The organism is Clostridiales bacterium, from assembly GCA_017569285.1.
Lineage (GTDB): Bacteria > Bacillota > Clostridia > Christensenellales > Aristaeellaceae > Aristaeella.
Map to the genome: position 1 here is coordinate 2,901,659 of CP069419.1, position 23,890 is coordinate 2,925,548.

At 53.5% G+C, this 23,890-nt stretch carries 23 protein-coding genes and 1 CRISPR repeat array; of the genes, 17 read left to right on the forward strand and 6 right to left on the reverse strand.

Going from position 1 to position 23,890, the window contains the following annotated elements; translation table 11 throughout:
• Positions 1–49: 49 nt before the first annotated feature.
• The gene (locus JNO48_12865) at positions 50–262 is read right to left on the reverse strand and encodes a hypothetical protein (protein QTE68065.1); all 213 of its coding nucleotides are present in this window, start codon (positions 260–262) and stop codon (positions 50–52) included.
• A gap of 267 nt (positions 263–529) precedes the next feature.
• On the opposite strand from JNO48_12865, the gene JNO48_12870 reads away from it, so the two are divergent.
• Entirely contained in the window at positions 530–1,291 is a 762-nt protein-coding gene (locus JNO48_12870; GenBank protein QTE68066.1) for an AAA family ATPase, read from the forward strand.
• A gap of 30 nt (positions 1,292–1,321) precedes the next feature.
• Positions 1,322–1,816, forward strand: coding sequence for a hypothetical protein (locus JNO48_12875; GenBank protein ID QTE68067.1), 495 nt, complete (start codon positions 1,322–1,324; stop codon positions 1,814–1,816).
• 58 nt (positions 1,817–1,874) lie between these two features.
• On the opposite strand, the gene JNO48_12880 is transcribed toward JNO48_12875, so the two are convergent.
• Complete coding sequence (locus JNO48_12880; GenBank protein QTE68068.1) at positions 1,875–2,354, reverse strand: gamma-glutamylcyclotransferase; 480 nt, start codon at positions 2,352–2,354, stop codon at positions 1,875–1,877.
• 51 nt (positions 2,355–2,405) lie between these two features.
• Positions 2,406–2,552 (reverse strand): hypothetical protein, encoded by a 147-nt coding sequence (locus tag JNO48_12885; protein ID QTE68069.1) that lies wholly within the window; start codon positions 2,550–2,552, stop codon positions 2,406–2,408.
• A gap of 296 nt (positions 2,553–2,848) precedes the next feature.
• Between JNO48_12885 and JNO48_12890 the strand changes: the two genes are divergently transcribed.
• The 3 genes from JNO48_12890 (at position 2,849) to JNO48_12900 (ending at position 6,128) form a co-directional block, all read left to right on the forward strand.
• The gene (locus tag JNO48_12890) at positions 2,849–4,735 is read left to right on the forward strand and encodes a flavocytochrome c (protein QTE68070.1); all 1,887 of its coding nucleotides are present in this window, start codon (positions 2,849–2,851) and stop codon (positions 4,733–4,735) included.
• 336 nt (positions 4,736–5,071) lie between these two features.
• Positions 5,072–5,815, forward strand: a complete 744-nt coding sequence (locus JNO48_12895; protein ID QTE68071.1) for a hypothetical protein — start codon at positions 5,072–5,074, stop codon at positions 5,813–5,815.
• A 34-nt stretch (positions 5,816–5,849) separates the two neighbouring features.
• Positions 5,850–6,128 carry a hypothetical protein gene (locus JNO48_12900; GenBank protein ID QTE68072.1) on the forward strand — a complete coding sequence of 93 codons (279 nt, stop codon included), beginning with the start codon at positions 5,850–5,852 and terminating at the stop codon, positions 6,126–6,128.
• A 3-nt stretch (positions 6,129–6,131) separates the two neighbouring features.
• Here JNO48_12900 and JNO48_12905 read toward each other — a convergent pair whose 3' ends face one another.
• From JNO48_12905 to JNO48_12915, 3 genes are all read right to left on the reverse strand, one after another.
• Positions 6,132–6,332 (reverse strand): hypothetical protein, encoded by a 201-nt coding sequence (locus JNO48_12905; GenBank protein ID QTE68073.1) that lies wholly within the window; start codon positions 6,330–6,332, stop codon positions 6,132–6,134.
• Positions 6,333–6,465: 133 nt separating this feature from the next.
• Complete coding sequence (locus tag JNO48_12910) at positions 6,466–6,816, reverse strand: hypothetical protein (GenBank protein QTE68074.2); 351 nt, start codon at positions 6,814–6,816, stop codon at positions 6,466–6,468.
• A 35-nt stretch (positions 6,817–6,851) separates the two neighbouring features.
• Positions 6,852–7,712 carry a hypothetical protein gene (locus JNO48_12915; protein ID QTE68075.1) on the reverse strand — a complete coding sequence of 287 codons (861 nt, stop codon included), beginning with the start codon at positions 7,710–7,712 and terminating at the stop codon, positions 6,852–6,854.
• 268 nt (positions 7,713–7,980) lie between these two features.
• Between JNO48_12915 and JNO48_12920 the strand changes: the two genes are divergently transcribed.
• The 12 genes from JNO48_12920 to JNO48_12975 all read left to right on the forward strand — a co-directional run bounded on the left by JNO48_12920 (position 7,981) and on the right by JNO48_12975 (position 23,372).
• On the forward strand, positions 7,981–9,144 hold the full coding sequence (locus JNO48_12920) for a hypothetical protein (protein QTE68076.1): 1,164 nt from the start codon (positions 7,981–7,983) through the stop codon (positions 9,142–9,144).
• A 122-nt stretch (positions 9,145–9,266) separates the two neighbouring features.
• On the forward strand, positions 9,267–11,405 hold the full coding sequence (gene cas3 / locus JNO48_12925; protein QTE68077.1) for a CRISPR-associated helicase Cas3': 2,139 nt from the start codon (positions 9,267–9,269) through the stop codon (positions 11,403–11,405).
• A gap of 21 nt (positions 11,406–11,426) precedes the next feature.
• Positions 11,427–12,080, forward strand: coding sequence for a type I-C CRISPR-associated protein Cas5 (gene cas5c / locus JNO48_12930; protein ID QTE68078.1), 654 nt, complete (start codon positions 11,427–11,429; stop codon positions 12,078–12,080).
• Positions 12,077–13,825 (forward strand): type I-C CRISPR-associated protein Cas8c/Csd1, encoded by a 1,749-nt coding sequence (cas8c, locus tag JNO48_12935; GenBank protein QTE68079.1) that lies wholly within the window; start codon positions 12,077–12,079, stop codon positions 13,823–13,825. The genes cas5c and cas8c overlap by 4 nt, the downstream gene beginning before the upstream one ends.
• 1 nt (position 13,826) lies before the next feature.
• Positions 13,827–14,717: a type I-C CRISPR-associated protein Cas7/Csd2 gene (cas7c, locus tag JNO48_12940; protein ID QTE68080.1), complete on the forward strand. Its 891-nt coding sequence runs from the start codon at positions 13,827–13,829 to the stop codon at positions 14,715–14,717.
• A gap of 29 nt (positions 14,718–14,746) precedes the next feature.
• A CRISPR array of direct repeats spans positions 14,747–16,372; the repeat unit is 18 nt; unit sequence GGAGGCGCGGATTGAAAT.
• A gap of 123 nt (positions 16,373–16,495) precedes the next feature.
• Complete coding sequence (locus tag JNO48_12945; protein ID QTE68081.1) at positions 16,496–16,819, forward strand: nucleotide pyrophosphohydrolase; 324 nt, start codon at positions 16,496–16,498, stop codon at positions 16,817–16,819.
• A complete protein-coding gene (locus tag JNO48_12950; protein QTE68082.1) occupies positions 16,806–18,590 on the forward strand; it encodes a DUF2075 domain-containing protein in 1,785 nt (594 codons plus the stop codon). The genes JNO48_12945 and JNO48_12950 overlap by 14 nt, the downstream gene beginning before the upstream one ends.
• Positions 18,591–18,614: 24 nt before the next feature.
• Complete coding sequence (locus JNO48_12955; GenBank protein ID QTE68083.1) at positions 18,615–19,136, forward strand: hypothetical protein; 522 nt, start codon at positions 18,615–18,617, stop codon at positions 19,134–19,136.
• A gap of 76 nt (positions 19,137–19,212) precedes the next feature.
• Positions 19,213–19,527: a hypothetical protein gene (locus JNO48_12960; protein QTE69767.1), complete on the forward strand. Its 315-nt coding sequence runs from the start codon at positions 19,213–19,215 to the stop codon at positions 19,525–19,527.
• Between the two features lie 384 nt (positions 19,528–19,911).
• The gene (locus tag JNO48_12965; protein ID QTE68084.1) at positions 19,912–20,949 is read left to right on the forward strand and encodes a M20/M25/M40 family metallo-hydrolase; all 1,038 of its coding nucleotides are present in this window, start codon (positions 19,912–19,914) and stop codon (positions 20,947–20,949) included.
• Between the two features lie 235 nt (positions 20,950–21,184).
• Positions 21,185–22,231, forward strand: coding sequence for a M42 family metallopeptidase (locus JNO48_12970; GenBank protein ID QTE68085.1), 1,047 nt, complete (start codon positions 21,185–21,187; stop codon positions 22,229–22,231).
• 406 nt (positions 22,232–22,637) lie between these two features.
• A complete protein-coding gene (locus JNO48_12975) occupies positions 22,638–23,372 on the forward strand; it encodes a hypothetical protein (protein ID QTE68086.1) in 735 nt (244 codons plus the stop codon).
• Positions 23,373–23,890: the final 518 nt, after the last annotated feature.

Below are 23,890 nucleotides of genomic sequence, written 5' to 3' on the forward strand. Positions count from 1 at the left end.
GATCATTAGATCACAGTATACGGTCTATGGGATGAAAGATCAAATCCGGTCATTCCTGGTCCAGGTCGGTCAGGTGATGGGGACGGTTGGTGAGGGTGAAACCGAACACCGCGCCGCATTTCCGGCAGGCCAGGGCACGGATACGGGAGCCGTGCAGGAACAGCCGGTCCTGGTTGCTTGGGATAAAAGCCACGCCGTCCATCGCACCCAGGGTGCCTTCGATCAGTTCCGTACAGCCGCATTCCGGGCATTTCTTCTCCATGATATGCCCCTCCTTTCGTTATTCCCATTATGCCCCGGCCCCAAGCCGGAATAAATGACGCCTTCGGCAAATTAACCCCGGTTATTCCTCAGCACATTTATTTTTTTGTTCGCTTGTTCAGCCGGTTCCAAAATGCTATAACCAGGATGACGGTTTTTTGCCGCATTGGAAATGGATAATGGAGATGGGATCAGATTTCGAGGGATTCTGCCCAAAAATCGAACGAAAGGAACCGTCCCCGCGTTCGATCTGAAAGGAGAAACCAGCATGCGCGACCTGTATATCCGCCGGATGTCCCTGGCGGAACCCCTGCCGCGGGACAGCTACCTGAACGGCCTGCCGGTGGTGAAGCACCTGGCGGAAAAGGGAATTGACTTCCACAGGCAGGTGACCTTCTTCGTCGGGGAAAACGGCAGCGGCAAATCCACATTGATCGAAGCCCTGGCCATTTCCCAGCACTTCAACCCGGAAGGCGGGACGAAGAACTTCAGCTTTTCCACGGAGGATTCCCATTCCGAGCTGTGCAGTTACCTCGGCGTGGTCCGGGGCGCCGTCTACCCCCGGGACGGATTCTTCCTGCGGGCGGAAAGCTTCTACAACGTGGCCACCAGCATTGACCGGATGGACCGGGAGGGCGGATGCGGCGCCCCGGTGATCAACTCCTACGGCGGGGTTTCCCTGCACCGGCAGTCCCACGGGGAAAGCTTCCTGACGCTGGTGGAAAAGCGCTTCGGCGGGCATGGCCTGTACATCCTGGACGAGCCGGAGGCGGCCCTTTCCCCCTCGGGCATCATCCGCCTGATCCGCCATATCGACCGCCTGGTGAAGGCGGACTCCCAGCTGATCATCTCCACCCATTCCCCGATGCTCCTGGCCTTTCCGGGGGCAGAGATTTACCAGATCACAGCAGGCGGCATCACCGCCGTACCCTATACACAGACTGACCACTACCGCACCACCGTGCGATTCCTCCAGAACCCGGAATCCGCCATAGAGGATATCCTGGGCATTCCGGCGGCGGAGGAATAACCCCATAAAAGAGCAAAGGAGGAGCACCATATGGGATGGGGACGGGTATTCCGCTGTAAGGAATGCGGCTGGACGGATGAAGTCTACCTGGGCTCCGGCTCCACCTATCCGGAACTGTACGAGATGGCGGAGCATAAGATTACCAGCGGCAAATGCGGCAGGGAATTCAAGGAGCTGTTTGAGAAAACCCCCGGGGCTGCCACCAACGCGGACAAGCGCCTGCACGTCTGTGGAAACTGCGGCACCTTCCACACCTGCTTTGACCAATCGATCTACGAACCGAAGGAGCCGGGCGTTACCAAGCTCCACACCGAGCCCTTTTCCCAGTTCTGCCCGGCCGTGGGGCAGGAATACGCTACGCCGGACGAGATCAAGCACCAGTACCGGTTGGTGAAGGAATTCGTTTACAAATGCCAGCGGTGCGGAAGCCCCATGCACCGGTACGACGGCCATGAGAAGCTGCGCTGCCCCTGCTGCGGAAAGATCGCCTTCGAGGAGATCAACGGATACGTCCACTGGAGCTGAAAAACCCAAAACCAAAACAAAAGCGCCGAAAGGCGCTTTTGTCATATCCGCAGATCCCTTACTCATCCAGCCCGTAGGTCCGTTTTTCCTCCCGGGCCCTGGCCCGGGCCACCGCCTCGGAAAGGGGATACAGGTCCAGTCCGAAATCCGCGTACCCGGTCTTGCACACTTCCAGGTACTGCTCCGTGGGCCCCTGCACCGGGAACCCCGCGTTCATGATGTATACCATGGCCTCGATGGTTCCCTCGAAGTGCTCCCCGGAGGCATCGTACCCCATGAAGGGGACCGTCATCTCCTCCTTGAAGTACAGCCGCGGGTATCCCTCATACCGGTCCAGCGCGCGCTCATTCTCCTCCGAGATGCGGTATACCCCGGCGGGAACAGCGCAGCCTTCCTCCGGTTCGATCGTCAGGTACGTGCGCCGGAAGGCCAGGCGGTATCCCTCAATGACCGCCCGCCCGACGGCTTCCGCCCCCGGGCAGCGCCCGGCCATCTGCTCCCGGTTGAGGTTGGAACCGTACGCCAGGTAATACTTCATTTTCCATCCCGTCCTTTCCCGGCGGCCGCGCCGCCGGAGTCCTCCATCAGTTTACCGCGTTTCCAGCCGTTCGGAAATCTCTTTTTTCTGTTTTTCCAGGGCTGCCCTGGTTTCCGGATCCGGAATCCGGTCAATCGCCGTCTGCAGGATAAAGAACTGTTCCAGGTCCCGCATCCTGGATGCCTGAAATGCCGTCACAAAAATCCCTCCCGTTTCTCATTGGCAGGGCCGGCCCGCCCCGCCGCCTTCACCTTCCATTATAGATTTCGGATGGCACATTTTTTGCGCATCGCCCCGGAATCCCGTTATTGACTTTTTACCGAACGAAAGGAACCGTCCCTGCGTTCGATTTTCCTCGAATCGAACGAAAGGAACCGTCCCTGCGTTCGTCCCTGCGTTCGATTCTGTTCCTTGTTTTTCGCCTGTTTTTCCGGTATAATCAGACTGTGAGGAAAAACCAATAATACCCACAATACTGACAAGGAGGATACCCTATGATGAAACGGATCCTGTCCCTGTTTACTGTACTTGCCATGCTGCTGACATGCGGCGCGGCGTTTGCCACCGCCACGGAGACGGCCACCGTCGGCACCGCCACCGTGATGGGCTTCGGCGGTGATATCACCGTCTCCGTGAAGCTCGAAGACGGCGTGATCACCGCGGTCGAAATGGAAGGCCCCGGCGAAACCGCCGGCATTGGCAGCAAGATCCTGGAAGAGTGGCCCCGTGTGTTTGTGGAAAACAACGGCATCGTGGACACCTATACGGGCGCGACCTTCGCCGGAGTGACCCGCGCGGCAGTCATCGAAGCGATGCGTGCCGCCCTGACGAACGCCGGCGTGAACCCGGACGACTATCTCCGGGAGATGGCGGCGGACGACAATACCGCTGAAGTGATCATCGAAACCGACATCGTTATCGTCGGCGCCGGCGGAGCCGGCATGACCGCGGCCCTGGTCGCGGCCGACGCGGGAAAGAGCGTCCTGGTGCTGGAAAGCCAGCCGGCCGTGGGCGGCAACTCCGTGAAGTCTACCGGCGGCATGAACGCCGCCAAGACGGTCTACCAGGATGCCAACGCGTTCGCGGAGAACGCCGGCGTCGAGAAGACCCTGGCCGCGGCGGCCAACTACGCCGACAATGAGGCGATCACCGCCCTCGCCGCCAAGGTGAAGGAACAGTGGGACGCCTGGCAGGCAGCCCCCGAAGGATACTTCGATTCCCCCGAGCTCTTCGCCCTCGATACCCTGATCGGCGGCAAGGGCCTGAATGACCCCGAGCTGGTGAACACCCTGGTGAACAACAGCGAAGCGGCCATCGAATGGCTGCGCTCCATTGACATCAAGCTGGACAACGTGGCGGCCTTCGGCGGCGCTTCCGTGAAGCGCATCCACCGCCCGGTGAACGACGAAGGCAAGACAGTTTCCGTCGGCGCCTATACGATCCCGCGGCTGGAGGCGGCCTGCGCAACGCGCAGCAACCTGGCCCTGCTGACCGACGTCACCGTGACCAAGATCTTGACGGATGACACCGGCGCGGTATGCGGCGTGGAAGGCGTCGGCAAGGCCGGCAATCCCGTGACCGCGAAAGCCAAGGCCGTGATCCTCGCCACCGGCGGATTCGGCGCGAACCTGCCCATGGTGGCCAGCTACGCCCCGCAGCTGGAAGGCTTCATGACCACCAACGCCGCCGGCATCCAGGGCCAGGGCATCCAGATGGCCGTTGAACTGGGCGCGGCGACCGTGGACATGGACCAGATCCAGATCCACCCGACCGTCCAGGCGGACACCGCTTCCCTGATCACTGAAGGCCTGCGCGGCGACGGCGCGGTCCTGATCAACGCCAACGGCGAACGCTTCATCGACGAAGTGGGCACCCGCGACGTGGTCTCCGCGGCGGAAATCGCGCAGCCCGGCTCCTTCAGCTGGCTGGTCGTCGACCAGAAGATGGTGGACGCTTCCTCCGTCATCCAGGGCTACATCAACCGCGGCCTGATGATCTCCGGCGAGACCTATGAAGACCTGGCCAAGAACCTGGAGATCCCCGCGGAAGCCTTCGCGGCAACCATGGAGAAGTGGAACGGCTATGTAGCGGCAAAGAACGACCCCGACTTCGGCCGCACCAGCTTCGCGAACCCCCTCGACAACAGCCCCTACTACGCTGTCAAAGTCACCGCCGGTATCCACCATACCATGGGCGGCCTGAAGATTGACACCCAGACCCGCGTCCTGAAGGAAGACGGCACCGCCATCCCCGGCCTGTATGCGGCCGGTGAGGTCACCGGCGGCGTCCACGGCGGCAACCGCCTGGGCGGCAACGCCGTCGCCGACTTCGTGGTCTTCGGCCGCATTGCCGGCGAGCAGGCAGCCGAGTACGTCAAGTAAGCGACAAAACAACTCCAAACCCAAACGACCAAACAAAAAAGCAACCAAACAAACAAAACAACCAATCAACCACCCAGGGGCACGGCACACGCCGTGCCCCTTTTCCGTGAAGTAATAAAATACCGTCTTGTCCCAAAAACGTAACAAACAGCCCCAAAGTTAAGCGAACCGTAACAAATTTGACCGCTTTTGAGCGAGATTAACACCTGCCGTTTGTAGTATGATATACTCACGAAGGAAATAAACCCAGATGAACCCCAGCCTCCCGGCAAAAAGCCAGGAGGTTTTTTCATGCCCAAAAACAAATAGGACCCGCCGCAGGAGGAGTATTCAGCTATGGCAGAAAGGTACATCCCGCTTTTTCTCGACTTCAACGAAACCACCCAGGACCTGACCGACGAGGAATGCGGCCGCCTGATCCGCGCCGTCGTCCGCTATGCCAACGGCGAGGACACGGAATCCCTCCTCACGGGCGTGGAGCGCATCGCCTTCCGCTTCATGAAGGGCAATGTGGACCGCAACATCCAGCTCTCCGAAACCCGGGCAGACGCCGGCCGGAAGGGCGCCGCAGTTACGAACGGCAAAATCCGGCAAACGCCGGCAAAACCCGGCAAAAAACCAACCAAAACCAAAATCGATACCAAAACCAAAACCGAAACTCAAACCGATACCAATACCGAAACCAACCCCGGCACCGAATCCGCCCCGGACACTGTGCCCGACACTGAACGCAACACTGAACCCAACACCGAGCCCTTCCTCCCGGACGAAGAAGCCGCAGACATCCAGGACGGCCATAACCAGGTGCTGGAAGCGGCCCAGGACGCCGGATTCAAATCCTCGCCGGCGGAACGGGCCGGCCTGCTCCGGCTTTGCGCCGACTACGGCCCGGAGAAAACCGTCCACGGGATCGGGGAGTGCGTGCGGCACTCCGCGCCGACCCTGGCCTACCTGGAAGCCGTCCTGAAAGGGACGGGGAAGAAGAAACCACCCTTCACCGACAGCAAAACCTACCAGCAGCGGGACTACACCGGCGAGCAGGATACCGCTGTCACCCGGATGATGACCCTCGACTGGTAACGAGCCCAAAGAAGAAAAGGGGAGAAGAAAACAAGTGAAGAAACCCGGACTCCATATTGAAAAACACAGCTCTTTCTGCGGCGTGGACGTCTTCCTCATCCGGGGCCTGACCGAAGCGGAAACCCAAACCATCCTGGACGCCCCGGACGAAGGAAAAGACAAACGGGATGTCCTGGCGACTCTCCTGGACACCCGTACCAATGACTACCGGCCCGGCCGCCTGGGCACCGCCTGGCGCTGCGGAAACGGCATCTATGCTGTCCAGAAGTGGCGGAACCAGCTCCTGGTGGAAGTTGGCCGCAGCTGTGACTGAGCCTCAGTCATAGTCATACCCGACGTCAATGGTAACCTTTGAAAACGCCTCTTCCCCCATGGCATCACGGACCTTCCGGAAATACGCGGCATTCCTCCGGACTGCTTCCTCCATCTCAGGACTCAGCCCCTCCGGCATCTTTCCCCCGCGCATCACATCCAGTGCAATCTGCGTTACCCAGTTCCGTTCATGCTCATTCAGCACCTGAATCCCTCCTTCCGGGCTACTGCCCACAGACAACATACCAGCCCCACTCCCCAAAAACCAGCAACCCCAAATTGAACCCGCAAAAAAAGATTCAGGCGCAGCCTGAATCTCTTCCATGGACGCATTCATCTTACCACCGGCCGGGAGGCAGTTCGCCCTCCACCTTGCCGGTTTCTTTGCTGAAGACCACCCTGAGCGAGTAAAAATCAAATGCCGCCAGTTTTCCGTCCTCAAAGTATATGCCTTCAAAGGGACAATAGTCATATTGATAAACAAGATGCGGATCCTCATTCTGCCATATGACCTTCCCATCCCGGATTCCATAGATATTCGTGGACTCATGCCGGTATTTTTTCTCCATGGGAAGATCCAGCCGGACAAACACATATTCACCGTCCGTGATCACCTGACCGATGTCAAACGGAAAGATGAAGGATTTGCCATCCACATCCAGCACACTGCCGCTGTAAGAAATATCCATCACCCATTATTCCTCCCCGGAAATCTCCCGAAACATCAATCCAGTTCCGCCTGCATAAACCGCATGAACCCGTCCCGCACTTCCTCCATGCCGTACCGGACCAGGCGGTCGAAATCATCGCTCTCCAGCAGGAACCGGACAAACCGCGTGCCCAGGTAATAACCGGTATCACCGTGCCCCTCAAACCGCACCCAGTCCCCGAAATAGCGCTGGGTATCATTCGTCATGGTATCCAGGTCCCGGAAAAATGCCTCCCGGATTTTTTCAACATTATGACGGCACCATTCCTTCCACCCACCCTGATCCTGGTGGAAGTATTCCGGATCCCCGACGACCTCCTGCTCAAAGACCATGGCGATCCCCTCGGTAAACAGCTGCCATATGAACGCATCCCGGCCTGTACCGGTTTCCATATCCAGGTTCCCGTACTGCGAATGGTACACATGCCCCAGCTCATGGACAATGAGCCCGGTCATGGCATCCATGCCGCCCCAGTCCAGCTCCAGGATCTTTTCCATCCCCAGGAGCACCGTGGTTCTGCCGTTGACCGGCGTCACCCACCCGGCACCGGCACACAGCCCCAGGTACAGCACAATATCCGCATCCACCGTGCGGCCGAAACGCGAGACAATCCGCCCGTCCAGCCCGTCCGTTACCCGGTGGAAGGACCAGACTGCCTCCTCCCGTTTCGCGGATGACGCATAACACGCATCCAGCACCGGCAGGAATTCCTTCTCCCAGGAATATCCCGCGGCCACCGTCTCCCGCATCTCCGCCAGGTTCAGTTCCCCGGCACCGGGCACACACCGCCCGATATACTCTTCCCACCGCTCCAGGCAGAAGTGCCCGCCCTCATACGCAGACAACATCTCCGCGGAAGTATCCATCACATTCATACCAATCTCCAACAAAAAGCATTACCGGAAACCATCATACCCGAAACCCGCACTTCCGTCAAAGAGGACAGCCCGCTGACAGCACTGCCTGGTTTTGCCGGACAAGCCAAGCGGAAAAAACGATCCCGATGTTGGTTTTCTGTCGCATCCAAAGCGTATAATGAAATTGTAAAGGGGAACAAAACCAACCCAAAGCCACACCCCAGCACCAACCCAACCCCCAACCGCACAAACCCGCAGGAAGACCACCCACAGGAGGCCAAACGCCATGAACAGACAGGACTTTCTCAACCGGTACAATCACCTGGCCGCCCAGTTCCTCCGTTCACTCACCACACAAACACCGGGGGAGAATATCGTCTTTTCTCCCTTTTCGATCATCTCCATACTCTCCATACTGGCAGACGCCGCAAATGGAAAAACCCGGGAAGAAATCCTGCAGGTCCTCTGCGGCAGCATGAACCCGGAAGGCTTGCCGGAACAGCTGCAGAAAACCCAAAAAGAACTGACCAAGATCGACTTTGCCAATATCACCGCATACGAAAACCCCTTCGGCAGCAGCCCCGTCATCCCGGACTACAGCCGCCACCTGGATACCGCCAATGCGGTATTCGTTCGTGACGACATCCAAAACACCTTCAACCCGGCATTCGGAAACTACTTCGCCGACACCTATGACGGAACCCTCATGGGGACCAACAATGTCGAAGCCGCAATGGAAGCCTGGTTCAACGCCATGGAACACGGACGCCTGGAACTCCCGAAAAACACCACGCCCTCCGATACCATCCTGGCGCTTGCCAATACCGTTCTCTTCGAAGCCATGTGGCTGGCCCCCTATACAAACAGCCAGGTTAAAAAGCGCGTATTCACAAACAGTGACAATACCAAAGCCAGAGTGAACATGATGTACAGCACAGAAAACAACTACATCGAAACCGACCTGGCCACCGGATTTATCAAGGACTTCCAGCAGTGTGACTACTCCTTCGCAGCCCTGCTCCCCAAAGCAAAACGCCTGGAAGCCCTCCAGCAGCTGATCTCAGCCACCAACTTCCAGAGGCTTCAAAAACGCAGCACCTATGCAATCGTCCACACTGCCATGCCTGAATTCACCATTGAAACCGAAACCAACATAAAGCAGACCTGCGCCGACCTGGGCATCACGGAAGCCCTCACAACAAACGCCGACCTCTCCACCCTGACCACTGCAAAACACACATCCAAACAGATCATCCACAAAGCCAAGATCGAACTGGACCGCAACGGCGCGAAAGCAAAAGCTGCCACAGCCATCCATCTCCTCGGCAGCCTCCCTCCGGACGAGGAAAAGGAAGTCATCCTCAACCGCCCCTTCGTCTTCGCCATCCTGCACCGCACTATGAACATCCCTGTGTTTATGGGGATTGTTAACAGGATGAAAGACGCCTGAGAACTATACGAAAAGCAAATGAAACAAAGTTACTACCTCTACACTAAAAAGGATAACGAGATACTATATAGAAATACTATCTGAGAAAATAAACGAAAAATCCATATACCAAAGGAGAGAAAATGTTGGATTCTGTAGGTTACTTGGCTCATAGTGCAACGAATGAAACACCGGAAGGACAAAAACTGGTGGTTCATCTGAAAAATGTTGCGCATTTGACAGGAATATTCTGCTCTTCTTTTGGAATAAAAGATGCTGGTGAAATATGTGGTATGTTCCATGATATCGGAAAATACTCACAGGCTTTCCAAGCACGCCTCAATGGCAGCAACAACAAAGTAGATCATTCGACTGCCGGTGCTTTTGAACTGTTCAAAGCAAATAATATACCGGCAGCAATCTGTATAGCTGGACATCACGGAGGACTTACAGATCTTGGCACTCGCAATGATATGGAAGGCACGTTCATGGCCAGAATAAACCATGCAAAAGCAGGAGAACTGGAAGAATACAATGCTTGGCATCAAGAGATTGAATCTCCTGAAACATTTCATTATCCAGATCTGACGGGACTCGATTATTACTATCTGATCAGAATGATGTTTTCCAGCCTGACAGATGCAGACTGGTTGGATACTGAAGCATATTTTTCAGGATGTTCATATGCAATCCCAGAGGCGAATATGAATGACCTGAAAAGAAAACTTGATCTGTATGTAGAGAAGTGGTGGGATGCAAAAGAGGATATTAATATCCGGCGTTGCAAGATACTGAGGGCAGCAATGGATGCAGGTTCCTGGACACCAGGTCTTTTCAGCATGGCGGTGCCGACAGGAGGTGGGAAAACAATTTCATCGATGGCGTTTGCACTGAATCATGCTGCGGTACACAATAAACGCCGAATCATCTATGTAATTCCATATTGTTCAATATTGGAGCAAACACAAGGGGTCTTTGAGGAAGTCTTTGGGAGGGACCAAATTACCGCTCATTATTCTGGAGCTGAATATCAACGCGGAGAAAACGATTCGGATAATGACAAAAAGGCCTTTGCAGTTGAAAACTGGGAAGCACCGATAATCCTGACAACAGCAGTGCAGTTTTTTGAATCGCTGTATGCTGCACAACCGGGGAAAAGCCGAAAAATACATAATATCGCTAATAGCGTGATTATATTTGATGAAGCACAGATGCTTCCGGTTCCATTGCTTGAAGCCTGTATCTCTGGGATATGCCAACTGGTGCAACATTTTAAGTGCTCGGCAGTTTTATGTACGGCAACACAGCCGGCAATCGGGCCACTTATAAAAAAATATGCAGAAGATGCTGAAATACGGGAATTGTGCCCCGAACCGGAACAAATGTACGAAGCTTTTCGGCGAGTACATTATAAAGATGAAGGATATTTGCCAGATGAGCAACTGATTGAACGAGTGAAAGGAACACAACAGGTTCTGTGTGTTGTAAACAGCAGGCGGCAGGCGCAATCTCTTTACTCACTTTTAGAGACAGAAGAAGGGACATTTCACCTGTCAACTATGATGACCCCGTACGATCGCAAAGAAAAGTTAAGGCTGATACGGGAACGGCTAAAGAACGGAGAAACATGCCGCGTCATTTCGACCAGCCTGATTGAAGCAGGGGTGGATGTTGATTTCCCTGTTGTCTGGCGTGCTCTGGCAGGACTGGATTCAATTGTCCAGACGGGCGGCAGATGTAATAGAGAGGGGAAACGCTCAGCGGAAAACAGCATTGTCCATGTATTCAGAACAGAAGACAAAGCACCCAAAATGCTGGAGCAGAACATTGCTGCCACGGAAAGAATACTTCGCTGTTATGAACAGATCGATTCTCCCGATGCAATACATGAGTATTTTCAGTTTTTGCTATATACGCTGAAAGATGAGAAACAGTTGGATGAGAAAGGTATTCTGCACGATGCGGAAAAACTGATGTTTGAAACTGTGGCAAGACATTTCAGAATGATTGAAGGCGCAGGATATACAATTTATATTCCAATCAGCGAGGGGAAAGCATTGGCACAACGATTACGCGAAGAAGGCCCATCCCGGACCATTCTTCAAAAGCTGGGGCAGTATTCTGTATCTGTTTACCATCAGTACTTTGAGCAGTTGGAACGAAAAGGCATGATTGATAAGATTACTGATACATCCGGAATACTGACAGATATCAGTATTTATTCACAAGAAACGGGACTTCCGTTTACGGTTTCCGAACAAGACCAGGCAATATTCATATAACTGAGAAAGGGGGTGTAAAGAATGGGATTTATGGTAGAAGTTTGGGGAAAATACGCTTTGTTTACAAGACCGGAAATGAAGGTGGAACGCGTCAGCTATGACGTGATGACACCATCAGCTGCACGCGGATTGCTTGAAGCGATTTACTGGCATCCGGGGATTCAATGGGTTGTTGATAAAATCTATGTCCTGAATCCAATCCGCTTCACAAATATCCGGAGAAATGAAGTTTCCGCGAAGGCATCCGCTTCCAAAGCCAGAAGTGTGATGACCGGTGGGAAAGGAGAACTGTACCTCTGTACTCAGGAGTGTATTCAGCAAAGAGCCTCTATGCTTTTGGAAGATGTGCATTATGTGATTGAAGCACATTTTGTGATTACTGAAAAAGCATCTCCTGAAGATAATCATGGCAAGATCACAGACATTGTTCATCGGCGACTAAAAAAGGGACAGTGCTATCACCAACCATATCTTGGAACTCGCGAATTCCCAGCGAATTTCAGGGAATGGTCGGGGGAAGAACTAAAAACGGCTTATCCAAATGATCGGAGAGATTTGGGATTTATGCTCTACGATATGGATTATTCCGATCCGGAAAACATCCGGCCACAGTTTTTCCGCGCAGTGCTGGACTCTGGTGTGCTAAATCTGACTGATTGTGAGGTGTTTACATGATTCTCCAGGCCTTGACAGATTATTATGAACTGTTGGCAGGGCAAGGCAGAATCGGACGTCCAGGATGGTCAAATGTCAAAATATCCTGGGCAATCGAGATAAACAAAGACGGACAATTAGTCAGTGTCTTGCCCCTCAGACATCCCAGTGAAGATGGTAAAAAATTGCTTCCCAGAGAGATGAATATGCCAGCACCTGTTAAACGGTCTTCCGGCATTGCTCCTAACTTCATGTGGGATAATACATCCTACATTCTTGGCGTGGATACGAAAGGAAAACCGGAACGAGCCAAAGCATGCTTTATGACAGCAAAGGATCTTCATTGCTCGCTTCTTAAGAAAGCAGATTCTTTACCTGCAGAAGCACTGATCAACTTTTTTATGAACTGGGATCCGCAATTGGCGGAAAACCATCCTGTTCTTTCTGAATGTGCGGAAGATCTTCTTGCCGGGGATAATTTGACGTTTTTCTTTGATGGACAAATGATTTCAGAAGATCCCAAAATCAGAGCAGTATGGTCAGAAGCTTACGGGAATAAGGCAGATGGAGAAGAAATGCGCTGCCTTGTAACCGGCAAAAGAACAGTTCCGGAACTTGTACATCCCGCGATTATGCATGTTCGCGATGCGCAATCTTCCGGAGCAGCACTTGTTTCTTTCAATGCCCCCGCATTTTGTTCATTTGGTCATGAGCAAAACGCAAATGCCCCGATCAGCAAGTATGCTGCTTTTGCATATACCAGTGCATTGAATTATCTGACTTCAGACAGAGATCATGTAAAGGTAATCGGCAATACAACCGTGGTATATTGGGCTGCTTCTGGAGGCCCGCAATACCAGGATGCCTTTGCAGCATTGCTGGATGGAAATAGTGATCAGGTGACAGATGCAGATTTGAATAGCCTGATGGACGCTGTTACAAGCGGCAAGCCCTATAACTTCGAGGGCTTACCAGTTATGCCGGATAATGAGTTCTATATTCTGGGAATATCACCGAATGCTGCACGCCTGTCTGTTCGCTTTTTCTGGCACAGCAGGTTCGGAACAGTTATTTCCAATCTTAAAAGGCACTACGATGGTATCAGTATTATTTCCGACAATAGAAGCAAGTGGCTGAACATCCCATTGTGGGCTTTGCTCAGGGAGACAGTCAATCAAAAATCCAGTGACAAAACCCCGCTACCGCAGTTGGCCGGAGATGTGATGAGGAGTATGATTTCAGGCACACGATATCCGGAAACACTCATGAACCAGACTCTTCTGCGAATTCGTGCCGAGCATGATGTGACACGTGGACGAGCAGGAATTATCAAAGCATACCTGATAAGAAACACGGGAGATTATGCAAACAATAAGATTAAGGAGGTGACGACCGTGTCATTAAACCAGGAAAGCAGTTTTACACCGTATGTGCTAGGACGCTTATTTGCTGTACTTGAAAAAGTCCAGAAGGATGCCAATCCAGGAATCAACGCAACAATTAAAGACCGCTTCTTCAATTCGGCGTGTGCCACACCTGGAGCGGTTTTCCCGATATTGTTGAAACTGTCAAACAGCCACCTGAAAAAACTCGATACGGGGAAATCATTATATTGGACAAAGCAAATAGGCGAATTGACCGAACGCCTGAGCATGCAGTTCCCAACGCATCTTTTGTTACAGGATCAGGGTGCATTTATTCTGGGTTACTATCATCAGACTCAAAAACTTTACGAAAAGAAGACGACAGAAACGGAGGAAAAGTAAAATGGCAGATGTGATTAAGAACCGTTATGAGTTTGTAATTCTCTTCGATGTGGAAAATGGAAATCCCAATGGTGATCCCGATGCCGGCAATATGCCCAGAGTTGATCCGGAAACAGGATATGGCATTGTTACAGATGTGTGCCTGAAGCGTAAAATCAGGAATTATGTGGAAACCGTGAAGGAAGACGATCCGAATTATCACATTTACATCAAGGATGGAGTGCCGCTGAACCAAAGCGACAGAACCGCCCTTGAAGCTTATGGCATTACAGAAGATAAGATCAAGGAAGCAAAGAAAAATGACAAAGACCTTGATGTGAAAGTACGGGATTTTATGTGTCAGCATTTTTTCGATATTCGTACGTTCGGCGCAGTGATGACCACGTTTACAAAAGGCGCCTTGAATTGCGGCCAGGTACGTGGCCCTGTGCAGATTTCCTTTGCCAGAAGCATTGATCCTATTGTACCGCAGGAACTCACCATTACGCGCACTGCAATCACAACAATAGCGGATGCAGAAATCAAAAAGACTGAAATGGGACGGAAATATATTGTGCCTTATGCATTATATCGCGCGGAGGGATATATTTCAGCAAATCTCGCTCGAAAGGTGACCCACTTCAATGAGGATGATTTGAAGTTGCTTTGGACTGCAATTCTGAATATGTTTGAGATTGATCATTCAGCTGCTCGTGGGAAAATGGCTGTACGTGAACTCATTGTTTTCAAGCATGATAATGAACTTGGCAATGCACCTGCATATAAGCTGTTTGATTCAGTGCGTGTTAAGAAAATCAAGCAAGATGGACCGGCGCGGGACTATTCAGATTACGAAGTAACAGTTGATAAATCATCAATTCCTGAGCAAGTATCTGTAGTATATATGACATGAGTTATATGAAGTCTTGTCGCCTCCCACACGGGAGGTGCGGATTGAAATTTTTATGGCGAGTGGTGGGAAGATGAAACCGCAGGTCGCCTCCCGCGTAGGAGGCGCAGATTGAAATGCCGCTTCCATCCGGCGGTTTCCGATCACCACCGGTCGCCTCCCGCACGGGAGGCGCGGATTGAAATTTCCTTTGCGGCGAAGGTTTCGCGGACAACGACGTGTCGCCTCCCGCAGTGGAGGCGCGGATTGAAATAACGCGACCTACATGGAAGCGGCCACGCTGACCGGTCGCCTCCCGCACGGGAGGCGCGGATTGAAATTGCGGACACTGCGGTGCTGCTATGATCGGCGATGTCGCCTCCCGCATGGGAGGCGCGGATTGAAATAACATGACCGTGACGCAGCTGGCGGCCTACACCAGTCGCCTCCCGCACGGGAGGCGCGGATTGAAATCCTTATCAATGGGGAGTCTATACAACCGCATAGTCGCCTCCTGCACGGGAGGCGCGGATTGAAATAATGGGAAGGAACAAAAATGTCCGATTTGTGGAAAGTCGCCTCCCGCACGGGAGACGCGGATTGAAATCAGGGGATGATGGCAGCACAGACAGAAATGCAGAAGGTCGCCTCCCGCGTAGGAGGCGCGGATTGAAATTACGACCTGGTTCAGACGGTTATCCGTGAAACCTGTCGCCTCCCGCACGGGAGGTGCGGATTGAAATTGCTGAAGCTTGCGTACCTTTTCTGCCTTACCCGGTCGCCTTCCGCACGGGAGGTGCGGATTGAAATCTGGGCCACAGCCGGATACAGACCACCCTGCGGTGTCGCCTCCCGCGTAGGAGGCGCGGATTGAAATCCGATCAGATACGCGATCACCGCCACTAGGAACGTGTCGCCTCCCGCACGGGAGGCGCGGATTGAAATGTGTGTCCTACATCAAGTGGAGATGAACCACTAATCGCCTCCCGCACGGGAGGCGCGGATTGAAATAACGAAAACGAGCAGAATCAACAGTTTTTCTTTGTCGCCTCCCGCACGGGAGGCGCGGATTGAAATTTGCAAATGCCCTTTTCCGGGTCAAGGAACGCTGTCGCCTTCCGCACGGGAGGCGCGGATTGAAATTTCGACTGCACGGCCTTCGGAAAGACCGGCGTGGTCGCCTCCTGCACGGGAGGCGCGGATTGAAATGGCGCACCGGGTATGACTTCCCCGATCCGGGTTGGTCGCCTCCCGCACGGGAGGCGTGGATTGAAATCCTATTGCTGTTGCTGTTGCAATGTTTATCATGTGTCGCCTCCCGCACGGGAGGCGTGGATTGAAATGTGTATGTGTTCGGAAAGAGGATCATCCCACCGGTCGCCTCCCGCACGGGAGGCGCGGATTGAAATAACGGTTGGACGATCAGCCCGAGCTCCGTTACTATGTCGCCTCCCGCACGGGAGGCGCGGATTGAAATTTCCGGATCCACTCGATCAGCTCACGTCCCGTCATGTCGCCTCCCGCGTAGGAGGCGCGGATTGAAATTACTGCTTGAAGAATGTCGGATATGACCGGGGCTGTCGCCTCCCGCGTAGGAGGCGCGGATTGAAATGATTACCGGTCCACTGACGGACAGGCCCGGATGGGTCGCCTCCCGCGTAGGAGGCGCGGATTGAGATCTTTCAGAACAACTCATTGTTATAAAGCGCAATTGATTGTAATGAATAATAGTTTTACCTTTTCATTTTTTGAACACCCGTATATAATATTTTTTATCTGATATTAATAAAGAGGTTACTTCCATGAGCGATATTCATGATCTGATGCAGGAAGTGGCAGCATTCTCCGAAGAAAGAGATTGGGATCAGTTCCATTCCCCGGAGAATCTGGCCAAGTCTATTTCCATTGAAGCGGGAGAACTGTTGGAATGCTACCAGTGGAGCAATGATCCTGCTATTGAAAAGGTGGAAGAGGAACTGGCTGATGTGTTGAACTACTGCCTGCAGATGGCTACGAAGCTGGGACTTGATCCCATTGAGATCGTTCGTAAGAAGATGAAGAAAAATGCGGAGAAATATCCTGTAGACAAAAGCAAGGGGAGAAGCACGAAGTATGATCAACTTTAATGTTCAGATTCGGGATTATCCCTTTGACGGCAACAGTCAGAGTCTGATTGAGCAATGGAAGAAAGGGAAAAGGGAATACGGTTCCAACTGGCCGGTAGTCTATATAATCCATAACGATGAGCTCGAGGAAGCGTATGTCGGAGAAACACTGAATGCCGGGAGGCGTGCAGCACAGCACTGGCAAGTAGCTGACCGGAAACGCCTGAAGACCATCCATATAGTTACAGACGACACGTTCAATAAATCTGTTATTCTGGATCTGGAATCCTTTCTGATCAAATACATTTCGGCTGATGGCAAATATAAGCTCCAGAACGGCAACGCTGGTCTGGCTAATTTCGATTATTTCGACCGTTCAGGATATGAAGAACAGTTTGAAAAGATCTGGGAAAAGCTGAAAGAACTAAAGATCGTCGATAACGGAATCCGGGATATTGAAAATTCCGACCTGTATAAATACTCTCCCTATAAGTCGCTGACCCGGGACCAGGAACGGGTTATGGAGGAAATCCTGGGTATTCTGGTGCAATGCTTGGACAATGGGAATGAAGAAACTGTAATCGTTGAGGGTGGAGCCGGGACCGGGAAAACCATACTGGCCGTGTTCCTGATCAAACTCCTTTTTGACCTAAGGAATAATACATATGAAACCGGAGAGGAAACAGAAGCAGAAGACGGAACAGAGAGCTTCCGGGCAGCTTTGACGGGGAAAGAACTGAGGATTGGATTCATTGTGCCGCAACAATCTTTGCGAAAAACATTGAAGAAGGTTTTTGGAACAATCCGCGGCATTCCGGATTCGATTATCATGACACCTGCGGAAGCGGCCAAAGCGGCGCAGGAAAAACCGTTTGATCTGCTTATTTGTGATGAAGCGCACCGTCTGCGGAGAAGAGCAGCGCTCAGCCAATATCCGGCATATGACCGGATTAACCAGGCACTTGGTTTGCCGAAGGATGCTACAGAGCTGGATTGGATTATGCAATCCGGGAAAATGCAGATTCTGTTTTATGATTCAGCACAGTCAGTAAGACCATCCGATATTCCGAAAAACATGTTCCGTGACATTCTGGATGAGCAAGGACAAAAACATATGCTGAAACTGTCCTCCCAGCTGCGTTGCTTGGGCGGGGATGACTATATCCAGTACATTCATGAAGTGCTGGATATCGGCGGCTTTATAAAGGCTGCGGATGCACCGGTATCATATACTGCCATGATGAAAGAACAGGCGAAGCCCCTGCTTGAACCGCATGGGGAATTCAAGGATTATACCATCCGGTTCTATGATGAAATTGATCCGATGATGGATGAGATCAACCGTCTGGACCAGAAGTATGACCTGTGCTGCGCGGTGGCTGGTTACGGATGGGAATGGATTACCAAAGGGGAACCGAAAAATACAACAAAACGGGATATTGACATCGGCCGGGGATATATCTGGAACCGGACGGATACGGACTGGATCAATTCGGACCGCCTGCCGTATGAAGTCGGATGCATCCATACCGTACAGGGATATGATTTAAACTATGTCGGCGTGATCTTCGGGCCGGAAATCTATTATGACAAGACATCCGGCCGGATTGAGGTTGACAAGGGGAAATACAAGGACAGCCTCGGAAAAGCAGTCGGCAATGACTATGAAGCGCTGCGCTCATATATCCTGAATATCTATGCCACATTGCTGACCCGGGGAATCCATGGGGCGTTTGTGTATGTATATGATGAGGCACTGAGGGAGCATCTTAGACCTTATTTCACGAAGTGATTAAGCAATAGAGGAGGTGCATGAATGGTCAGATTCTCCTGCCCTAAGTGCGGTGGTATGTACTTGAAAGACGGCCGATGCGAAACCTGCGGTTTTGTTGTTGATGAAGCTAGGGCAAACCGTGCCAGTCAGACAAGCAATACAGTTCCGTCAACGCCAGAAGAATCCGGCAAACACGCGCCAGCAAACAGGGATATGTCCCCCTCGAATACAAGTCCAACAGACATCCCCAAGACTTTAATGGTTTGCCCTGACTGTGGGAGATGGATCAGCAGGGATGCAATCAGCTGCCCTCAGTGCGGATGTGTGTTCCCGGGCAACATGGAGAAAATAGCCACGCAATCCCAGCCAAGGCAAAGCAGCAAGTCCGGAACTGGTATACTGGGCATCATCGCTGGCATTGTTATAGGCGGGTTGATTCTCTGGTATCTTGCAGCGCCATATACAACACCACTGTGGCTGCAGCATATTGGCGGAACCATAAAGGCGTTCTTTGAGGGAAAGGAAACATACACCGTATTTGATCCTTCAAAACTTGGAAGATAGGGAATTGATCGGACAGAAAGTGGAGAGCCTGTCCACATGGTATCATTTACTGAAAGAAAGAAGGATTTACAGGCACATGGTCGGCAAATACAAAGTCATCACCCTCTGCGGCAGCACGCGCTTCCGGGATGCCTTCATGGAGGCCCAGAAGCGCCTGACCCTGGAGGGGAATATCGTGATCAGCGTGGGCCTGTTCGGCCACGCCGGGGACGACGAGGTATGGAAGCCCGGCACGAAGGAAATGCTGGACGACATGCACAAGCGGAAGATTGACATGGCGGATGAGATCTATGTGATCAATGTCGGCGGGTATATCGGCGAGAGCACCCGGAGCGAGATTGAGTACGCCCGCAGGACCGGAAAGGCGGTACGGTACCTGGAAGAGGTTTAGTTGATTTTTCGGAACATCAGGGACGGTTTTGTACTATTCCGGGCTTGACTTTCGGAACGTCGGGGACAGTCCCGTGGTCCCGCTCCGATTGTGATATCGAGCTGCTTTTGAATTTTACAGGCTATTCCGAAACGGAGCGGTACGAGCGGGACACTATCCGCAATCTCAATGGTCGCAACTCTCCACTGGAGAGCTTGCTCCCTTTCGATTGAACTCACCTCTGATGAAATTCCCCGCACTGCGGATCATCAGAGGTTCGTCCCATTGTTCCGGAACGCAGTCGTCAGATGTTCGTCCCTTTGTTCCGAACTTGCTTGAATCAGCAACGGAAGAGAAATATAATAAACCTATCCCTGCGGAAACAGTACCACGGAGGAAAAACAGATGAACAAGGAATTCCTATTTGACATGCTGAGAACGGGTTCCGTCGGCGGGAACGAGGCGGAGCTGGAAAAGAAGATTTATGACTACATGCAGGGCAAGGCCGACACCGTGACGGTGGACGAGCTGGGCAATGTGACCGCGGCGGTGAACCCGGAGGCAGACTTCAAGGTGCTGCTGGCCGGGCACGCGGACGAGATCGGCCTGATGGTGACCGCCATCGGGAACGACGGCACCCTGATGGTCCGGAAGATCGGCGGGATCTATGTTTCCACCTATCCCGGACACAAGGTACGGGTGTACACGAAGAGCGGCGTGATCTACGGCGCGGTGGCCAACAGCGAGGATATCTCCAAGAACAAGGACCTGGAGGCTTCCGCACTGCGGATTGACATCGGGGCCAAGGACAAGGAAGACGCGCAGAAGTATGTGGAGCTGGGCGATACGGTGTCGTTTGACACGGACGTAAGGGAAATGCTGAACGGCTGCATTACAGCCCGGGCCATGGACGACCGGATCGGCGCGTATATCGTGATGGAAGCGGTGGCGGAGGCGAAGAAGAAGGGCGCGTCCGTCGGCTGCTGGGCGGTGAGCACCATCGGGGAGGAAACCTGCGGGAGCGGCGCGTATTTCGCCGCCAGCCGGGTGAAGCCGAACATCGCCATCGCGGTGGATGTGACCTATACATCCGACAACTGCGGCATCAGCGAAGCGGAGACCGGGGACATCTGCGTGGGGAAGGGCCCGGTGCTGTGCAACAGCCCGGCCATTCACAAAAAGGTGAATGAGTACCTGAAGGACGCCGCGAAGAAGCTGAACATGAAGGTACAGATTGAAGCGGCGGGAGGAAGAACCGGGACGGACGGGGATACGATGACGAGGACGGGCATCGGCGTGCCGTTTGCGCTGGTGTCGATTCCGCTGAGGTATATGCATAATCCGGCGGAGGTTGGGTCGATGAACGACATTCAGGAATGTATTGAGCTGCTGGCTGAGTTTCTTGTCAGCTGCTCCGCTGACATGAATCTGAAGCCGTTCTGATTCAGGCTTGATTCTGTCGGAACAGAGGGGACAGTCCCGTGGTCCCGCTCCAGTTACAGCAAATCGTAGCTCCTGCCTTTATTGAACAATTCTGTTGCGGAGCGGTACGAGCGGGACAGTCCCCCTGTTCCGAGCATGCTTGCTTCGCTCCATACCCCAATTATGGGGCCACATTAAGCGTTACTGAGCTTATATACCTATGAAATAACAATCCCAGCATTTAAGGAGAAACACCATGAAGAAGAACTGGAAGAAGTATACGGATTTTATTGTGAAGGAAACGGAAGCGGTGCTGAACATCGACTCGCCGACGGGGTATACGGAAGAGGCGGCGAAGTGGGTGAAGGCGGAATTTGAAAAGCTCGGGTATGAGGCGAAGCTGACCAACAAGGGCGGCGTGCTGGTGGACCTGGGCGGAAAAGACAAGGAGAACGGCCTGCTGCTGGAAGCCCATGTGGATACGCTGGGCGGCATGGTGGCGGAGGTGAAGGGAAACGGACGCCTGCGCCTGACTAACCTGGGCGGGATGAACCCCAACAACGCGGAGACGGAGAACGTACGCGTGGTGACGAAGGGAAACGGCATCTACGAGGGGACCTTCCAGCTGTGCAACGCCTCGATCCATGTGAACGGGGACTACAACGACACGAAGCGGAGCTGGAGCACCTGCGAAGTGGTACTGGACGAGGACGTGAAGAGCAAAGAGGACACGCTGAAGCTGGGCATCCAGGTGGGGGACATCGTATGCTTTGAGCCGAACGTGCGCGTGACGAAGAGCGGATACATCAAGAGCCGCTTCCTGGACGACAAGCTGAGCGTCGGCATCCTGCTGGGGCTGGCGAAGTACCTGAAGGACGAGAAGATCGTGCCGGAATGGGCAATCTACGCGCATATTACGGTGTATGAAGAAGTGGGCCACGGCGGATCCGGAAGCGTGCCCGCCGGATGCACGGAGGCAATCTCCGTGGACATGGGCTGTGTGGGCGAGGGGCTGCAGTGCACCGAGCGGCAGGTATCCATCTGCGCAAAGGACAGCCACGGCCCGTACAGCTATCCCGTGGTGACGGGACTGATCGAGGCGGCAAAGCGCAGCGGCGCAGACTATGCCGTGGACATCTATCCGCACTACGGCAGCGACGTGGAAGCGACGCTGGATGCCGGCGCGGACCTGCGGCACGGGCTGATCGGCGCGGGGGTGTATGCATCCCATGGGTATGAGCGGAGCCACCGGGACGGCGCGGAGAACACGCTGAAGGTGCTGGCGGAATACATCGGGGCCTGATCCCCGGATTGGGCATATCCAGTGAGAAACTGTGTTGGCACAGCGCCGGTACAGTGATATAATAGATTAAAGTTGTCTGGTTCTTCACAGCCTTCTGTGGACAGAATGATGATCATCATGAAGAAAAAGACGGCTTTTTCGTGATGCAGTTTCGGGGCTTCCGGCCGGGAGGCGGGAGCGGGACGTGATCAAGCGGGAGCACCGCTCGGGAATGCATATTTCCTCCTATATCGTCAGCCACATGCTGTACCAGGCGTTCCTGTGCCTGGCGCAGACGGCGGTGACACTGGAGTTTATCGACAAAGACAAACGATGAGGCCGCAGGGGGCGGCACGGATTCCGATTGATCCGGGTTTTGTTCCGGTGAGATAAATCAAACTGATCAGACAGAAGGAGGTTTCCTGAAATGAAAAAACTGCTTGTAGTGGTACTTGCCCTGTGCCTTTTCATTCCCGCGGCGGCGGTAATGGCGGAGGATGACGCGGAGATCAGCTTCTACACGGAAGAGGTTCCGGAAGCGGCCGCTTACGTCAGCACCTGGGTGGCGGAGGACGGCGACTGGCGCATTGAGTTCTTTGATGAGGACGGCGGGATCAAACTGATGGTGGTCCACCGGCTGGGCGACAACCAGGAGGACGTCTGGGAATACGCCGCCGCGCTGAACGAGGAAAAGACCGCGCTGGTTTCCATGCCCCTGGGCCTGCATTACCGGCAGGATACCGTGACAAACGACTGGGTGGAGAACTACTATGAGGACGGCGACGCCACCTTCACCATCAACGAGGCCGGGAAGCTCCTGTGGAGCGACGCGAAGGAAGACGCCGGGAAGGGCCTGGAGTTCCTGAAGATCGGCAACTTCTACGGCGGACGCTGGATGAAGGGGGATACGGAGGTCATCTTCTACGACTGGTATGAAGGGCAGTACGATATCCGCCTGTACCAGCGGGGAGCGGACGGCGCGATCCTGAAGGACGCCATTCTGAAGGGCGACTATGACCCGGAGACGGACAGCATTGCCGCCGAGGGAACCTTCGGCGAGGACAGCGTCGCCATCACGTTCTCCTATGACGAGCAGAGGAACGTCGTATGGACGGAGAACGGGGAAAGCATCGTGCTGGAATACAGCTACCTGACCGACTGACCGGTCGGCGGTAAGGGAAAAAGATCCCGGAAGGAAGAAAAGCCATGGCGCGGCCACGGCTTTTCTGACGTGACAAAGGGACAGCCCTGCTGTCACATTTTCCCAAGGAACGGCAGGGACACTATCCGCAATCTCAATGGTCGCAACTCTCTACAAGAGAGCAAGGATTCGCACACGCACCGCGGAGCCGTAGTCACGGCTCTCGCGCACCGCGCGCGGCAGCGCTCCCTTTCGATTGAACTCACATCTGACGAGATTCCCCGCACTGCGGGTCGTCAGATGTTCGTCCCTTTGTTCCGGAACGGAGCTGATTCGTCCCTTTGTTCCTAGTCTGAACGGAGGGACGGTATTGGTTCAGACTTGAGTGGTCCGGAACGTCAGGGACGGTTCTGGTAGTTCGATCCGGATGAAATGATTTCAGGTTGAAACAACTGCCAACAGGCTGAAAACGCGGATCGAACGAGCAAAACCGTCCCTTTATTCCGGAACGGAGTTGATTCGTCCTTTTGTTCCGGAAT

Coding starts and splice junctions, on each gene's coding strand:
- JNO48_12865 (QTE68065.1), bottom strand. CDS start 262: ATGGAGAAGAAATGCCCGGAATGCGGCTGTACGGAACTGATCGAAGGC.
- JNO48_12870 (QTE68066.1), top strand. CDS start 530: ATGCGCGACCTGTATATCCGCCGGATGTCCCTGGCGGAACCCCTGCCG.
- JNO48_12875 (QTE68067.1), top strand. CDS start 1,322: ATGGGATGGGGACGGGTATTCCGCTGTAAGGAATGCGGCTGGACGGAT.
- JNO48_12880 (QTE68068.1), bottom strand. CDS start 2,354: ATGAAGTATTACCTGGCGTACGGTTCCAACCTCAACCGGGAGCAGATG.
- JNO48_12890 (QTE68070.1), top strand. CDS start 2,849: ATGATGAAACGGATCCTGTCCCTGTTTACTGTACTTGCCATGCTGCTG.
- JNO48_12895 (QTE68071.1), top strand. CDS start 5,072: ATGGCAGAAAGGTACATCCCGCTTTTTCTCGACTTCAACGAAACCACC.
- JNO48_12910 (QTE68074.2), bottom strand. CDS start 6,816: ATGGATATTTCTTACAGCGGCAGTGTGCTGGATGTGGATGGCAAATCC.
- JNO48_12915 (QTE68075.1), bottom strand. CDS start 7,712: ATGAATGTGATGGATACTTCCGCGGAGATGTTGTCTGCGTATGAGGGC.
- JNO48_12920 (QTE68076.1), top strand. CDS start 7,981: ATGAACAGACAGGACTTTCTCAACCGGTACAATCACCTGGCCGCCCAG.
- cas3 (QTE68077.1), top strand. CDS start 9,267: ATGTTGGATTCTGTAGGTTACTTGGCTCATAGTGCAACGAATGAAACA.
- cas5c (QTE68078.1), top strand. CDS start 11,427: ATGGGATTTATGGTAGAAGTTTGGGGAAAATACGCTTTGTTTACAAGA.
- cas8c (QTE68079.1), top strand. CDS start 12,077: ATGATTCTCCAGGCCTTGACAGATTATTATGAACTGTTGGCAGGGCAA.
- cas7c (QTE68080.1), top strand. CDS start 13,827: ATGGCAGATGTGATTAAGAACCGTTATGAGTTTGTAATTCTCTTCGAT.
- JNO48_12945 (QTE68081.1), top strand. CDS start 16,496: ATGAGCGATATTCATGATCTGATGCAGGAAGTGGCAGCATTCTCCGAA.
- JNO48_12950 (QTE68082.1), top strand. CDS start 16,806: ATGATCAACTTTAATGTTCAGATTCGGGATTATCCCTTTGACGGCAAC.
- JNO48_12955 (QTE68083.1), top strand. CDS start 18,615: ATGGTCAGATTCTCCTGCCCTAAGTGCGGTGGTATGTACTTGAAAGAC.
- JNO48_12960 (QTE69767.1), top strand. CDS start 19,213: ATGGTCGGCAAATACAAAGTCATCACCCTCTGCGGCAGCACGCGCTTC.
- JNO48_12965 (QTE68084.1), top strand. CDS start 19,912: ATGAACAAGGAATTCCTATTTGACATGCTGAGAACGGGTTCCGTCGGC.
- JNO48_12970 (QTE68085.1), top strand. CDS start 21,185: ATGAAGAAGAACTGGAAGAAGTATACGGATTTTATTGTGAAGGAAACG.
- JNO48_12975 (QTE68086.1), top strand. CDS start 22,638: ATGAAAAAACTGCTTGTAGTGGTACTTGCCCTGTGCCTTTTCATTCCC.